Below are 14,956 nucleotides of genomic sequence, written 5' to 3'. Positions count from 1 at the left end.
GAAAGCAGGTGGGGGTTTTGTCTATTAAGTAGAAGCATCAAGAATTCGCTGGTTGATCGTGACATCCACGACCCGGCACATCGGATTTCTTGACGACCATAGAGCGTTGGAACCACCTGATCCCATCCCGAACTCAGCAGTGAAACGATGCATCGCCGATGGTAGTGTGGGGCTTCCCCATGTGAGAGTAGGTCATCGTCAAGATTGAATAAAAAACCCCTGTCTGCTGACGCAGACAGGGGTTTTTGCTTTCTGGCGAGCAGTAGTCAGAACGTATAGCTGACCGTCGCGCTGACATTGCGCTCTTCACCCATGTAGCAGAAGTTGAGGCTGGCACAGGTGGCGATGTAGCTCTCATTGGTCAGGTTGTTCGCATTCACACGCACATCAACCCCCTTGAGGCCTAGCTTGCCCAGGTCGTAGCCTACCGACGCGTCCAGCAGCGTATAGGCAGGCACCTTCATCGTGTTTTCGGCGTCTGCCCAGCTATGGCCTACATATCTCACACCGCCACCCAGGCGCAGCCCATCCAGCGGGCCTGCCGCAAACCTGTAATCGGCCCACACCGAAGCCATTTGCTTGGGCGCTTGAGTGGGAGAGTTGCCTTTGTTCTCGATCACATTGTCAGCGGTGCTCAGCGTGCTGATCATCGACTTCGAATACTCGATGTCGGTAAAGGTGTAGCTGCCCAGTAGCTTGAGGTTATCGGTCAGTTGGAAATGAGCCTCGAGTTCGATGCCCTGTGATCGCACCGCGCCCACGGCCCTGTAATAGTTTTCCTGCGGCAGCTTGGTCGCCAGGTTCTCTTGGTCGATTCGGAAGACCGAGGCGGTATAGAGCGCATCGGTCCCAGGCGGCTGGTATTTGATGCCCGCTTCCCACTGCTTGCCGTCAGTGGGAGCCAAGGGGTTACCGGCTTCGTCCGAGTAAGAGTTCGGGTTGAAGGACTCTGAATAGCTCAGATAGGGTGCCAGGCCATTTTCGAACAGATACAGGATCCCTGCACGACCCGTGAGTTTGGAGCGGTCGTCGCTGATCCTGGTACCAACCGGGCGGCCAGCTTCAGCCAGGCGGTTTTCATCGGACGTCTTGACCCAGTCCTGACGCACACCCAGGGAGAATCTCCACTGATCAAGCTCCACCAGGTCCTGCATGTAAACGCCGGTCTGCTGCAACCGTCTCAGGTAGCTCGTCAGCGGGTACTCGCTGATTGCCGAGTTGCCATACACGGGGTTGAATGCGTCGATCGGCGACAGCGCACCACTGGCCCAATCCACTACGGTCTTGCGTCGTTGATAGTCCGCACCTGTTAGCAACGTGTGCTTGGCGCTGCCGGTGAAGAATTCAGCCTGCAGCATGTTGTCGACGATGAAGGCATGCAAGCGCTCGTCGCCGCCCGAATAATACCGATTGAGCGCGTTGCTGTCGGCGCTGGTCCAGCCATAGGCATAGACCTGGTCCAGGGTAACCTTGGAGTCCAGGTACCGGAAGTTTTGCCGCGCAGTCAGTACATCGTTGAAGCGGTGCTCGAACTGATAGCCGAAGGATTGCTGGTTGCGCTTGTATTGATCGACGCCGGGCTCGCCTTCGAAGAAGTGGTCGGAGATGCGTTGTCCGTTGCGCTGATGCAGCGCGCCGTCCGCGGGCATTCCTGCGTGGTATCCACCCTCTGGGTCGTGTTGCAGGTAGGCCTGTAACGTCAGCGAAGTGTCTTCGTTGAAGTCGATGCTCAGGGTAGGTGCCAAGGCGTAACGCTTTTCCTCGTTATGATCGAATTGGGTGTCGGACTGGTCCGCAAGACCGGTCAGTCGGTAGGCGATGCGTTTGTCGTTATCCAATGGCCCGCTGAAGTCGAAGCCGGCGCCTCGCTGACCTTGGGTCCCCACGCTGGCCTGAACCTGGTGATAAGGCTCAAACAAGGGCTTCTTGCTGGTCAGGGCGACCAGGCCGCCGGGAGAGCTGCGGCCGTACAGCACCGATGACGGCCCCTTGAGGATGTCGACGCGTTCCAGAAAATAGGGGTCCACCTGCATGGTGCTGTAGGTGCCGCTGTCACCCATGGACTTCAGGCCATCCAGATAGATGTTATCCACGGACCCGTCATTGAAGCCACGCATGGCCACGTAGTCATAGCGGTGGGTGGCGCCATAGGGATTGGTGAGTACCCCAGGCGTATAGCGCATGGTCTGCGACACGGTTTGTGCGCCCTGGTCGTCCATTTGCTGGCGAGTGACCACGGACACCGATTGAGAGGTTTCGAGCAACGCGGTACTGGTCTTGGTGGCGACCTGGCTATGAGTGGCACTGTACCCGTCGGTGCTGCCCAGAGCATTACCCAGCGCGAAGCCGCGGATATCTGTAGTGGGCAGGTCCAGGGAAGTGGGCGCCGATACCGTCAGCGTGTATCCGCCATTCCCCTGGTCAACGGCCTTGAGGCCTGTGCCGGACAGAAGACGTACCAGCGCCTGTTCGACGTTGTAGTTACCCTGCACGCCGGAGGATCGCAAGCCCTGGGTTTGAGCCGGCGTGCTGGACAAGGTAATACCGGCCTGCCGGGCAAACGTGTTCAGGGTCTCGCTGAGTTGGCCTGGGGCGATGTCGTAGGTGGCCATGGCCGTCCCTGTGTCCGGCTGGCCAAAGGCGAGAACGGGGAGGGCACAGGCACCCAAGGTGGCCGAGAGCAGCGCGACGCGCACTGCGCGACTGAGGGGGGAAGGAGGGGTAGGTAACGCTGTAGGCATGACGAGGTTCCGATCTGGACGTGATGAGTGGCTTACTGTCCTAGCCGAACGTGCGTGCGGAACCCGCCAAAAAATCTTCACACCCGCCGCTGCACGGATGCCCACCAGCGCGTGCGATAGCGAACAGTGAGCGGCAGCGTCTGGGTCAACACCTGCAGAAGTGCATCGGTGTCGGCGAGCCGGAACACACCAGACAGACGCATATCGGCCACGTCGGCGTCGTAGCCGAGGTGCCCTGGCCGGTAGCGGCTCACCTCTCCCAGAAAGGCGTCCAGGCGCATACCACGGGTCACGATCAGGCCCTCTGCCCACGCTTGCATGTCCATGTCGGGCGGCTGTGCCAACACCGCCCCAGACCGGTCCACGCGATAGTGCTGACCAGGCTCGGCCCATTGCACCGTGCGGCCGGGCACATGGATGGCCACGCGCCCGGTGATGACGCCCAGGCGAGTGCAGTGGTCATCGCGGCGCACGGTCAGTTGCGCGTCGTTGGCTTGGAGAACGGTATCCAATGAACGCACTTGCCACGGTATGTCTGCGTTGGCGCAGTGGAGCATGAGTTCGCCACGCTTGAGGTGCAGTTGGCGAACCTGCGGCCCGACAGCAAGGTCCACGGCGCTATGGGTGTTGAGGTCCAGGCGCGAGCCATCGGCCAGCGTCCAGCGCTTGTGTTCGCCCACCGCCGTGGCGTAGTCGGACGTCCAGTCGAGCAACGGGTTCGCTTCGCTCCCCAGCCAGGTGGCCGAGCCGAGTACCAGCATGCCGCTGAGCAGTTTCAGGGCCTTTCGCCTACCCAGCCGTTGTGCACTGGTCTCCAGGGTATAGCGGGTGCCGGGCTGGGCGCTCAGGTTGGCGGAAAGCTCGGCGTTGAGCGTCTGCACACGCTGCCACGCCAGTTCATGATCGCCGTGGGCGGCCCGCCAGTGTTCGCACTGCTGCAGCAGACCGCGGTTGCCGGTGTTGTTCTGCAGCCGCAGCGTCCAGTCGATGGCCTGCTTGACGATGTGCTGTTCCAGCCGCAATGGCTCACTCATAGCGCAGTTGGTAGCAACGAAACAGCGCATCCGCCACATGCCGTTCGACTGAGCGCAGGGATATGCCCATGCGCGCCGAGATTTCCTTGTGGCTGAGCCCATCACATTGAGCCAGCAGGAACGCTTCACGCACCTTGGGGCGCAGGCTTTCAAGCATCCGCGCGATCTGCTCGAGCAGATCCATCACCAATTGTCGAGTTTGCGGACACGGTGCGCATTCAGGGGCAAGGTGGGCGATTGTTTCCAGATACGCACGGTGCAGTTCCTCGCGGCGCCAGAGATCGATCACCAGTGCGCCAGCGACAGTGCGCAGGAAGGCTCTGGGCGCCTTGAGCTCCAGCCGGTCGGTACGTTGCAGTAGCCGTATGAAGGTGTCCTGTGCCAGGTCCGCCGCATCTGAAGCATTGCCCAGGCGGCTGCGTAGCCACGAGCTGAGCCAACCATGATGGGAGCTGTAGAGCGCTGCAACGGCAAGGTGGCGAGTAGGCATGAGCGGGTGCGCAACCGAATGCATTAATGATAATTAGTCGCATTGTCATCATGCCTCTGGATTTTTGCAACAGCTGGTTACTTCCCGCCGCGCCTCGCCAGGTAGCGGCTTATGGCGTCCAGCCCACGCTGCAGATGCTGATGCAGCAGGGTGACCGCCAATTCCACGTTTGCATCGATGGTCGCTTGCAGCAACTCGCGGTGATCATCCTGAGCCAGTTTCCCCAGGCCCATGAATTGCAGGTTGAAACGCAGAAACCGTTCTTCTTCGCGCAGGCCTTCGTCGACCAACCGCAGTAGCCGCTTGTTTCCGGCTTTGGCATAGAGTGCCAGATGAAAAAGTCGGTTGAGGCGGCTGATTTCCGTGTAGTCCGTTTCTTGCTCAAGTGCATCGATGCAGCGCCGGGCCTGCTCGAAGTCCTCTGATTGCAACCGCGGTACCGACAGGCGCAAGGCTTCGGATTCCAACAGGATACGCAGCGCGTAGGTTTCACTGGAGTCATGGGTGACCAGCGGCGCCACCACTGCGCCCTTATGCTGGATGACTTCGAGCAGTCCCTGCGCTTCCAGTTGCCGCAATGCCTCGCGCACCGGCATGCGGCTGACCCCGAAGAGGGTGGCGAGCTCCTGCTGGCGCACCGCCGTGCCGCAGGGCAGGCGGCCATCGAATATTGCCGCGCGCAATTTTTCTTCTATGACGGCTCGAGCCAGATGGGAAGGAACCGGCTCACTGCCAAGAATACTGGCGAGGACACGCGACTTATCGGCCACTACAACTGCCCCTGTTATTGTTGGAAATATCCTGACGCAACTTTCTGCACAATGAAAGACCGCCAAATGGAGGGTTAGTGCGTTCGTGAGGCAGTCGACGAAGCGCACGCACTCCATCGATAAAAAGCTCCCCTGGCAGGCGAAAAAGTGATTTCATCCTGCCATTGTTTTTTCAGCAGCATGCCCGCACCTTCGCGAGGCCGCGCACGCTTGTCACGGACACATCGCATTGCCTAACCGGTTGAAGTTGCTACTGACAAGACGCTGTGCCGCAGCGGTGCTGGTGTTGCTCAGCCTGGGGCTGGGCAGCCTGCATGCCGACTGGGACTTCGCCCAGATCAGCCGGCGCGCCAAGGCGCTGTATGGGCCTCTGGGCGAGGGCCGCCAGCGCATCGATGCCTGGCAGCGTTTGCTGGCTACACAGAAACCGTTGGACGAAGCCGAGCAACTGCGGGTGGTCAATCAGTTCTTCAATCACCAACTGCGGTACATGGAAGATGTGGACCTGTGGCATGAGGTGGATTACTGGGCCACGCCCATCGAGGCGTTGTTCAAGGGGGCGGGGGATTGTGAGGATTACGCCATCGCCAAGTATTTCAGCCTGCGTCACCTTGGCGTGCCGGCGCAGAAGCTGCGCATCACTTACGTCAAGGCATTGCGCCAGAACCGTGCGCACATGGTATTGACCTATTACGCGACGCCCACGGCCATGCCGCTGGTGCTCGACAGCTTGATGGACCCTATCCTGCCTGCCAACCAGCGTCAGGACCTGTTGCCCGTCTATGCCTTCAACGGCGAAGGGCTTTGGCTCACCGGCGCTGGCGGCAACAAGAAGGTCGGTGATACCAAGCGGCTGTCCCGTTGGCAGGATGTGCTGAAGAAAATGAATGCCGAAGGCTTTCCGGCTGGCCCGGATAATTAACAGGAGCACCGATGTCTCTGTTCAAGCAGTTGCTGCTCGCTATATGTCTGTTTCTGGTAGTGGCCTTCAGTGGCAGCTTCATGGTCAGCCTGGAAAGCTCGCGCACTCAGTACGTCAACCAGTTGCGCTCCCATGCTCAGGATGCGGCCACCGCGCTGGCGCTGTCCCTGACGCCCAATATCGACGATCCGGCCATGGTCGAATTGATGGTCAGCTCGATTTTCGACAGCGGCTACTATGCGAGCATCCGCGTCATCAACCTGGCCGACAACAGCGTCATGGTGGAACGCGCCGCGCAGCCTGATGGCAGTGGTGTACCGGCCTGGTTCGTGAAACTGATCGGCCTGGCTCCGGCCGGTGGCGACGCCATCGTCAGCCGAGGCTGGGAACAGGCGGCACGGGTCGAGGTGGTCAGTCACCCGATGTTCGCTGTGGCCAAGCTTTGGCAGAGCGCCCTGGGCAGCCTCGGCTGGCTGCTGTTGTGTGGTGTCGTCAGTGCGGCGCTCGGCGCACTGCTGTTACGCCGCCAGCTCAAGCCATTGGACTACATGGTCGAACAGTCCCACGCCATTGCCCGCCGCGAGTTTCTGAGTCTTCCCGATCTGCCGCGCACGCCTGAGCTGCGCCGTGTGGTGCAGGCCATGAACCAGATGGTCGAAAAGCTCAAGGCGTTGTTCCACGAGCAGGCCGAGCGCAGTGAGAAATTGCGCATCGAATCCTACCAGGACAGCCTCACGGGCCTGGCCAACCGCCGCTACTTCGAAATGCAGCTGCATGCGCGGGTGAGTAATCTGGAGGAGGCCAGTGCCGGCTACTTGTTGCTGCTGCGGGTCAATGACCTGGCGGGTCTGAACCAGCGCCTGGGTGGCCAGCCGACGGACCGGTTGCTGCAGGCGATTGGTCAGCAGCTGGTGCGCACCTGTGCCCGCTACCCGGAGACCCAGAATCTGATAACCCGTAGCCGGGGTGGCGAGTTCGCCGTACTGGCGCCAGGGATGGTCCGCGAGGAAGCCCTGGCCTTGGCTCAGGAGTTGGAAGTGACGTTGCAGAGCCTGGCCGACACCGGTGCGAGCGACCTGTCGCCCGTGGCCCACGTGGGCCTTGCCCCCTACAGCCCGGGTGATGCACCGCAGGCGCTGTTGAAGTTGGCCGATGAGGCGTTGGCGCAAGCCGAAGGCGCGGGGGAAGAGAGCTGGGTGTGCCTGGAGCACAGCGCCCTTGCCACCGTGGAAAACGATCACCACGCCTGGCACACGCTGCTGGATGAAGCCCTGAACAGCGGTCGTTTCCAGCTGTTCTTCCAGCCGGTGGTCAGCAGTGTCGATACCGCTCGCGTACTGCATCACAAGGTGCTTTCGCGGTTGATCGATGGACAAGGGCAAACCGTCGCGGCAGGGCGCTTCCTGCCCTGGTTGGAGCGGTTCGGCTGGTCGGCACGGCTTGACCGATTGATGCTCGAATTGGTGCTCAGGCATCTGCAGGAATACGACGCACCCGTGGCGCTGAACCTGTCGGCTGCGACCCTCAATGATGCTCAGGCGCTGGAGCGGATCTTCGAGCTGCTGGCCCAGTACCCCAATCACGGCCCACGCCTGACGCTGGAGATCGGCGAAGAGCAGTTGCCCGAGCAGAGCGTACTGGAGCAGCTCACCCGACGCCTGCGCAGCCTGGGCTACAGCTTGAGCCTGCAGCGCTTCGGGGGCCGTTTCAGCATGATCGGCAACCTGGCACACCTGGGGCTGGGTTATCTGAAGATTGATGGCAGCTACATCCGCGCCATCGACCAGGAGAGCCACAAGCGTTTGTTCATCGAGGCGATCCAGCGCGCAGCGCACAGCATCGACCTGCCCTTGATTGCCGAACGGGTGGAAACGGAAGGGGAGCTGCGGGTGATCCGCGAGATGGGGATTGCCGGCGTACAGGGGCAATGGGTGGGAGAGCCCAAGCCTTGGCAACAAGGCTCACCCGGTCAGGGTTGAGCCACTGTTGGTCAGGCAGCGCCGAAGGCTTGGCGCGCCTCAGGCCGGGGCGCGGCCATAGATGTCTTCAAAGCGCACGATGTCGTCTTCGCCCAGGTAATCACCGCTTTGCACTTCGATGAGCACCAGATCGATGACTCCAGGGTTCTGCAGCCGGTGTTTATGGCCGGCGCGAATGAACGTCGACTCGTTGGTCGCCAGCATGATCGTCTGCTCATCGTTGACCACCACAGCCATGCCACTCACGACGATCCAGTGTTCGCTGCGGTGATGGTGCATCTGCAAAGACAGTGATGCGCCTGGCTTGACCACGATGCGCTTGATCTTGAAGCGATCACCTTCTTCCAGGGTCGTGTACGTCCCCCATGGCCGGCTGACAGTGCGATGCAGCTGGTGCAGGGTATGCCCTTGCTTTTTCAGCTGGCCGACAATGTGTTTGACGTCCTGAGCGTGATCCTTGTGGCCGATCAGCAAGGCGTCTGGCGTGTCGATCACCAGCAGGTCCTGCACACCTACCAGGGCGGTCAGCCGGTCTTCGCTGCGAACGAAGTTGTTCCGCGACGCATGGGCCATCACCTCGCCGTCGAAGCGGTTGCCGCAGTCATCGATCGGGGTCAGTTCGCTCACGGCCGTCCAGGAGCCGATGTCGCTCCAGCCAACGTCGCAAGGCACAGTGGCGACGTGATCCGAGCGCTCCATCAAGGCGTAGTCCAGGGAAATATCCGGTACTCGGGCGAAGGCATCAGGATCGACGGTGAGGCAGCTGTAGGCAGGCGCCGTGGCCAGCCGGGAGCTCTGCAGTGCCGTCGTGACGGCGGCCAGGACGTCCGGGGCATGCAGTTCCAGCTGTTGCAGCACCGTGTCGATCTGGAAGCAGAACATGCCTGAGTTCCAGTAGTAGTTGCCGGCGGCTACGTAGCCCTGAGCGGTCTCCAGATCGGGTTTCTCGACAAACCGCGCGACTTTCTGGCCGCCTTCCACCGAGGTCTGATCACCGGCTTGGATATAGCCGTAGCCGGTTTCTGCGTACTGCGGCTTGATCCCGAAGGTCACCAGCCAGCCCTGCTGGGAGAGTGCCAGGGCTTTTTCTACCGCTGCCGAAAAGGCGCCCTGGTCTTGAATCAGATGATCGGCCGAGAGCACCAGCATGTGCGCCGAGCCACCGTGGCTGTCGCGCAGCTGAAGCGCGGCCAGGGCGACGGCGGCGGCCGTGTTGCGACCGAAGGGTTCGAGGATGTAGCTCTGGGCATGGCGCGCTGCGTTCACCGACCGGTAGTCATCCTCGGTCTTGAACAGCAGGTCCCGGTTGGTCACCGTCAGTACCTGCGAGACACCGCTCAGGCCGGCGGCACGGGCAAAGGTTTTCTGAAGGAGGCTCTGGCCGTCCGGCAGCTTCATGAAGGGCTTGGGATGCGCTTCCCTGGATACTGGCCACAGCCGACTGCCCACGCCTCCTGACAAAATTACCGGAATAACGTCCATCTTCCATTCACCTTTCATTGCCCTGTGGGCAAAGCGATTATTGAGGCGCGACGCTGTGCAACAGCACGTCACGGCGTCATTACAACGCCCGAACGGCCGTGTATGAGGCGTCGGTTATATAAAACTCATAGTTGCATGGCAATATAATATCGCTCGGACATTATGGCAATAATTTGGTTTCGCGCGAGTTGATTGAAAGTGGCCATGGTTGTCGCTGTTCCAAGCCTTGTTCTTGACCACGATGGCCGCGAGGCAGCCTAAACGCCGACGCTGGCACTCCGACCGGCGGCGCGCGGCAGGCCGGCGTTCAGGGCGGTTTGGCGACATGGATTTTAACGGCGTAAAGATTGAACTTTTTATAACTTTTGTTGTAGCTGCAATTTATGCTTTAACAGCAAGGGCTTAGCAGAGGCGATAATGCAGGCCGGCGCGAAGTAGCGCGCAAAAAAATCCAAATTGACGTCATTAATTTGGCCAGCAGGTTGGAATATGGCGCTTTGCTTTATTTTTTTTCCAGGCCCCTAGCAATTCGCCATCAGAGCCCTTATAGTCGCCGCTACCTATCTCGAAGATTACGGTTTTCGAAACTAGACACCGATAACAACTATTTTTCAAGATCGCCAACATTGCGCCGATAAGGCTGTTAGTGGCGATCTTTCGTCGGTGTCGTCAGGGGTGGCGCTTCGTCGTCCATGGTATTCTTTTCAGCCTGTGTACTCTTGCAAGAGCGACTGTTTACTACGGTGTAGTGACGATCGAGGATGAGGGAACGTAGTAAAGCAGCGGTCGCTTGTTTGCACTGTCGGGGTGCAGCAGCGTGAAAGTAGAAGTCCTCTTTAAAAGAGATACCGGTATATGACAACGAATGCTTTTGTGCTGCGACCCGTGCCAGGCTCGCTTCCAGGCGACACATCCGACGGCACGCTCGATCTTCTTGGCTTGGGCCGCACACTGTGGCGGAGCAAGTACAGCATCCTCGCCCTGACCGCACTGGTCGCCGCGGTCGCGGTGTTTTTTGCCGTCAGCCTGACGCCGATCTATCGCGCTACCTCGACGTTGCAGATCAACGACAAGACGGCCAAGGTGGTGTCCTTCGACAAAACCGCAACCGCCACCGACAGCGCCGCCGCCAACCAGTATCTGGACACCCAGACCGAACTGTTGCGTTCCCACGCCATCGTCAGCAAGGTCGTTCAGGACCTGAAGCTGGCCGAGCATCCCGAGTTCGATCCGCGTGTGCAGCATGGCATCCTGGCTCAGGTGCGCAACAAGCTGGCGCAATGGGGTATCGGCAAGATCAACGCGGGTCGCATCCAGGGTCCGCTGACCGCTGAGCAGGTGCTGGACCAGGTGTCGGCGCGCTTCCTCAATCTTCTCAGTGTCGAGCAATTGGGCAAGACCCAACTGGTGAAGATCCAGGTGGAAATGGCTGACGCCGGCATGGCTGCGCTGGCGGCCAACGCTGTAGCCGATGCCTACCTGCAGAGCCAGATCCAGAATACGGTGGGCCAGTCCAACACGGCCACTGCGTGGATCAATGGTCGCCTGGGCGAGCTGGGGCGTACCCTGAAGGAATCGGAAGATCGCTTGCAGGCCTATAAAGAGGCTGAGCATCTGGTCGACGTACAAGGTGTCAGCACCATCAGCGCCAGCGAACTGAACCTCACCGGTGAGCGCATGATCGATGCCCGCCGTTTGCGCGCCGAAGCCGAAAGCCAGTATCGCCAGGTTCAGAAGATGGCGGCCGGTGGCTGGCAGAAGCTCGCCAGTATTCCTGCTGTGCTGGCTGACCCGGTCGTCCAGGATTTCAAGGCCCAGCAAGCCAAGGCCCAGGCCAAGGTCGACGAGCTGGCAGGGCGCTACGGTCCTCGCCACCCGGCGATGGAAGCCGCGCGTTCCGACCTGACCGCCGCTTCCACCAGCCTGCGCTCCCAGGTGGAGCAGGTAGCCGCCGGTATCGAGCGTGCCTACCAGTTGGCCGCCGCCAACGAAAATTCGTTGCAGGCATCGTTCAATGCCAACAAATCCCAGATTCAGGACATCTCGCGCAAAGAGTTCCAACTGCGCGAATTGCAACGCGAAGTCGATGGCAACCGGGCGCTGTATGACACCTTCATGACCCGCCTGCGTGAAACCGGCGCCACCTCCGACCTCAATACAGCGGACATCCGTGTGGTCGATCCCGCGGTGGCGCCAAGCGCCCCGGTGAAACCACGCAAAGTGATCATCGTCTGCCTGGGTATCGTGCTGGGGCTGATGCTGGGTTGCGTTCTGGCGCTGATTCGCGAAGCCCTGAACCTGACCTTCCGAAGCGTCGAGCAAGTGCAGGCTCATCTGGGTCTGCCCGTGGCAGGCATCATTCCGAAGGTGACGTCGGCTGAAAGCAAGACCCTGGCGCGGCTGTACGGCAAGGACAGCTCATGGTCGTTCAACGAGGCCGTCCGCACGCTGCGCACGGGCGTTCTGCTGGGTGCACCGGCAGACAAAGGCAAGGTGGTCCTGGTCACGTCGGCCGCCCCAGGCGAAGGCAAGTCCTCGCTGGCCGCCAACCTTGCCGTGGCGCTGGGGCAGCTCGAGCGCGTCCTGTTGATCGACGCTGACCTGCGTCGCTCCACGTTGGCCAGCCAACTGGGCCTCAGCGCCGGTTCGGCGGGCCTCAGCGATGTGATCATGGGGCGTGCCGCGCTCGACGATTGCCTGCATAAAGTCGACGGCATCGACGTGCTCGGCAACGGCAGCAGTTTGGCCAGCCCGCTGGAAGTCCTGTCTTCGCGCGATATGGCGCAGACTCTCGAACTGCTCAAAAGTCGCTATGACCGAATCGTCATCGACTCACCGCCTACCCTGGCCGCCAGCGATACGCGGGTCCTGGCCAGCTACGCCGGCCTGGTGCTGTACGTCGTCGAGGCGGGCAAGACCCCACGCAAGCAGGTGCAACTGGGCGTCGCTCGGTTGCTGCAGCAGGGTCAGGCGCCGGCATGTGCGGTGGTGCTCAGTCAGGTAGACATCAAGAAAGCCTCGCGCAACGGCTTCCGTTTCGATGGCTTCTACGACTACTACAACTACAGTCGCCCTCAGGTGGCGAATCACTGAACCCTCGGGTCCTGAGTTGAGCATCGCCGCCATGTATCGGTCGACACAGACTTTACCAACGCCCGGCTCGTTGCCTGCCTTTGGTGTGCAGCGTGAGCCGGTGGACAACCGAGTGGTCCTGCTGACGTTGCTGGCAGTGACCTACAACGCCTTGCTGGCGGTGTTCAATGCACACGTCGCACCGGTTGGGTTCAGTCTGGTGGCGGCGACCGAGATCCTGATCCTGGGCGGTTGCCTGTTGCTGCTGGTGAGCCAGGGCATCAAGGCCGAGAACGCCAACCTGTTGTGGTTCTGCTGCGCCTCCCTGGGTCTGGCGATCATCGTCAGCTTGCTGAACCAGAAGGTCTTCGTCGACGCGTTTCGCAACGCCCTGATCATCACCATCTTTGCCTGCCTGGGTCGCCAGGTCAGCTTCAAGACGCTGAACCGCACCTTCATGGTCTGCAGTGCACTGGTGTTGCTGTTCCTGGTGCTCGAAATGCTGTCGCTGCCCACCTATGCGGCGATCTTCAAACCGGCTCAGTACTTTGCCAGTACCCGTGGCACGGCCGAGTTCGAGCTTGACGACAGTGGCCTGTTCCGCAACGCACTGGGCTTCGAGGGACGTTTTTCCTTCGGTATCTTTTCTGGCGCGCGGACCTCCTCGCTGTTTCTGGAGCAAGTGTCGGCAGCCAACTACGCCGGGGTGCTGTGTGTATTCCTGCTGGCGCTGTGGCCGTACCTCAGCCGGTACGCGAGGCTGTTGCACGCCGCCACGGCGGTGTTGATCATCCTGTCCAACAACACCCGTACCACGTCCATTCTGTTTCTGCTGTCCTTGATCGGTTATTACCTTTACCCGCGTCTGCCCAAGTACCTCAATCTCCTCATGGCGCCCGTGGTGGTGGTCACTGCAGTGATCATCTACCAGCTCAATCCGCATGCTGCGGGTGACGATTTCGTGGGTCGCGTCGCCCATACCGGGGAAATTATCGCCAAGATGGGGATCGCCGAGTATTCCGGACTGGCCATCGATCAACTGGGCCTGCTGATGGACAGCGGCTACCCGTACATCATCTATTCGAGCACGGTGCTGGGGCTGTTGCTGCACTGGTTGTTCGTGACCTTCATCGTCCCTCAGCGCAGCCCGGAGCAGCAGCGGTGTGCCTACGGCCTGGCGGTCTACACCTTTACCAACCTGTTGATCGGCGGCACCGCGATCTTCTCCATCAAGGTGGCTGCCTTGCTGTGGCTGCTCGTGGGCTTCATGTCCAGCGTGCAACGCAATGCAGCGCCCGCATTTCGACCCACCCTCCAGCGCACGACGGCCCCTCAATGAAGATCATCCATGTTGTACGCCAGTTTCACCCCAGCGTTGGCGGCCTGGAAGACTATGTAGAGAACCTTGCCCTGGAGCAGTTGGCGGCCGGTCACCAGGCCAGTGTCCTGACCCTCAACAGCGATTTTCAGACCGGAGAAATACTGCCCGAGCACGCGCAGGTACGGGGCATTGCCGTGACCCGGGTGCCTTGGAAGCTGTCGCAGCGCTACTCGGTGTGCCAGTTGGATGTTGCAGCGCTCAACGCGGCCGACATCGTTCATGTGCATGCCATCGATTTCTTCGTCGACTACCTCTCCGGGCTCAAGCGTCTGGGCATGCTGAAAAGCAAGCTGGTGGTGTCCACCCACGGCGGCTTCTTCCATACCGCGAAGAACCAGAAGCTCAAGCAACTGTTCTTCCGCACCGTGACCCGCATGACACTGGCCAAGGCCGATGCCGTACTGAGCTGCTCGTCGAACGACCAGGCCTTGTTCAGCACCATCAGTTCCAAGGCGCGGCTCATCAACAACGGCATCCGGCTGCGCAAGTTCGGCCCGCGAGTGACCGCCGAGCAGGCTGGCGACATGGTGTATCTGGGTCGCTTCAGTTCCAACAAACGCATGACCTGGCTGATCGAGGCGTACGCACAACTGCCATCACCCATTGGCCAGTTGAAGATCATCGGCCGCAGTAAGACCGGTGATGTGGCACAGATGCGTGCCCTGGTGGAAAAGCTCGGCTGTGCCGACCGCGTGCAGCTGCTGATCGATATCGATGACACCGAGATCGTGCGTCAACTGTCGGCCGCGCGCTTCAATGTCAGCGCCTCGGACTACGAAGGCTTCGGTCTGGGGGTTGTCGAGCTGATGTCCTATGGCCTGACCCCCATGCTTTCGAGCGAGCCGGCCTCGTTCCATGATTTCGTCAAGGATTCCCAGAGCGGCGAGCTGTTCGAGTACAGCTTTGCCTCGTTCAACCGTGCCTACGACAGCCTGGTCACCGGCTGGTCGCCGCAAGCTGCCCAACGCGTGCTGGACTACGCCGAGCAGTTTTCCTGGGTGGCCGTGGCGCGAGAAATATCGGCGGTGTACGAGAGCGTGCTCGGTGTCCGTGCCGAGGCCCGTGAGGGAGCCACGCTTTGAGCA

General features: G+C 60.6%; 10 protein-coding genes and 1 rRNA gene. 6 read left to right on the top strand and 5 right to left on the bottom strand.

Translation table 11 applies throughout. The annotated features are described in order from the left end of the window. Window positions 1-88 precede the first annotated feature (88 nt). Window positions 89-204: ribosomal RNA gene (rrf, locus tag B3397_RS02500) — 5S ribosomal RNA — on the top strand. Between the two features lie 62 nt (window positions 205-266). Here rrf and B3397_RS02495 read toward each other — a convergent pair. The 4 genes from B3397_RS02495 to B3397_RS02480 form a co-directional block, all read right to left on the bottom strand. Then, complete coding sequence (locus B3397_RS02495) at window positions 267-2,741, bottom strand: TonB-dependent siderophore receptor (protein ID WP_296246948.1); 2,475 nt, start codon at window positions 2,739-2,741, stop codon at window positions 267-269. Window positions 2,742-2,818: 77 nt separating this feature from the next. Next, window positions 2,819-3,775, bottom strand: a complete 957-nt coding sequence (locus B3397_RS02490; RefSeq protein ID WP_296246946.1) for a FecR family protein — start codon at window positions 3,773-3,775, stop codon at window positions 2,819-2,821. Beyond that, window positions 3,768-4,265, bottom strand: coding sequence for a sigma-70 family RNA polymerase sigma factor (locus B3397_RS02485; protein WP_296246944.1), 498 nt, complete (start codon window positions 4,263-4,265; stop codon window positions 3,768-3,770). The genes B3397_RS02490 and B3397_RS02485 overlap by 8 nt, the downstream gene beginning before the upstream one ends. A gap of 77 nt (window positions 4,266-4,342) precedes the next feature. Next, window positions 4,343-5,035 (bottom strand): GntR family transcriptional regulator, encoded by a 693-nt coding sequence (locus B3397_RS02480; RefSeq protein WP_296246967.1) that lies wholly within the window; start codon window positions 5,033-5,035, stop codon window positions 4,343-4,345. A 229-nt stretch (window positions 5,036-5,264) separates the two neighbouring features. Here B3397_RS02480 and lapG point away from each other — a divergent pair, with 229 nt between their 5' ends. Then, window positions 5,265-5,957, top strand: coding sequence for a cysteine protease LapG (lapG, locus tag B3397_RS02475; protein WP_414704335.1), 693 nt, complete (start codon window positions 5,265-5,267; stop codon window positions 5,955-5,957). Between the two features lie 11 nt (window positions 5,958-5,968). Then, entirely contained in the window at window positions 5,969-7,936 is a 1,968-nt protein-coding gene (lapD, locus tag B3397_RS02470; protein WP_296246942.1) for a cyclic di-GMP receptor LapD, read from the top strand. A gap of 39 nt (window positions 7,937-7,975) precedes the next feature. On the opposite strand, the gene B3397_RS02465 is transcribed toward lapD, so the two are convergent. Then, complete coding sequence (locus B3397_RS02465) at window positions 7,976-9,418, bottom strand: mannose-1-phosphate guanylyltransferase/mannose-6-phosphate isomerase (protein ID WP_296246940.1); 1,443 nt, start codon at window positions 9,416-9,418, stop codon at window positions 7,976-7,978. An 855-nt stretch (window positions 9,419-10,273) separates the two neighbouring features. Here B3397_RS02465 and B3397_RS02460 point away from each other — a divergent pair. From B3397_RS02460 to B3397_RS02450, 3 genes are read left to right on the top strand one after another with little or no spacing between them, the layout of a single operon-like run. Then, complete coding sequence (locus B3397_RS02460; protein ID WP_296246938.1) at window positions 10,274-12,511, top strand: GumC family protein; 2,238 nt, start codon at window positions 10,274-10,276, stop codon at window positions 12,509-12,511. Between the two features lie 31 nt (window positions 12,512-12,542). Further along, on the top strand, window positions 12,543-13,829 hold the full coding sequence (locus B3397_RS02455; protein WP_296246936.1) for a hypothetical protein: 1,287 nt from the start codon (window positions 12,543-12,545) through the stop codon (window positions 13,827-13,829). After that, a complete protein-coding gene (locus tag B3397_RS02450) occupies window positions 13,826-14,953 on the top strand; it encodes a glycosyltransferase family 4 protein (RefSeq protein ID WP_296246934.1) in 1,128 nt (375 codons plus the stop codon). Before B3397_RS02455 ends, B3397_RS02450 begins: the two co-directional genes overlap by 4 nt. Window positions 14,954-14,956: the final 3 nt, after the last annotated feature.

The sequence above is a fragment of the Pseudomonas sp. UBA4194 genome, from assembly GCF_002379585.1.
GTDB lineage: Bacteria > Pseudomonadota > Gammaproteobacteria > Pseudomonadales > Pseudomonadaceae > Aquipseudomonas.
Note: the sequence above shows the minus strand (reverse complement) of the source record. Positions and strands in the feature narration are given on the sequence as shown.

Coding starts and splice junctions, on each gene's coding strand:
- B3397_RS02495 (WP_296246948.1), bottom strand. CDS start 2,741: ATGCCTACAGCGTTACCTACCCCTCCTTCCCCCCTCAGTCGCGCAGTG.
- B3397_RS02490 (WP_296246946.1), bottom strand. CDS start 3,775: ATGAGTGAGCCATTGCGGCTGGAACAGCACATCGTCAAGCAGGCCATC.
- B3397_RS02485 (WP_296246944.1), bottom strand. CDS start 4,265: ATGCCTACTCGCCACCTTGCCGTTGCAGCGCTCTACAGCTCCCATCAT.
- lapD (WP_296246942.1), top strand. CDS start 5,969: ATGTCTCTGTTCAAGCAGTTGCTGCTCGCTATATGTCTGTTTCTGGTA.
- B3397_RS02465 (WP_296246940.1), bottom strand. CDS start 9,418: ATGGACGTTATTCCGGTAATTTTGTCAGGAGGCGTGGGCAGTCGGCTG.
- B3397_RS02460 (WP_296246938.1), top strand. CDS start 10,274: ATGACAACGAATGCTTTTGTGCTGCGACCCGTGCCAGGCTCGCTTCCA.
- B3397_RS02455 (WP_296246936.1), top strand. CDS start 12,543: ATGTATCGGTCGACACAGACTTTACCAACGCCCGGCTCGTTGCCTGCC.
- B3397_RS02450 (WP_296246934.1), top strand. CDS start 13,826: ATGAAGATCATCCATGTTGTACGCCAGTTTCACCCCAGCGTTGGCGGC.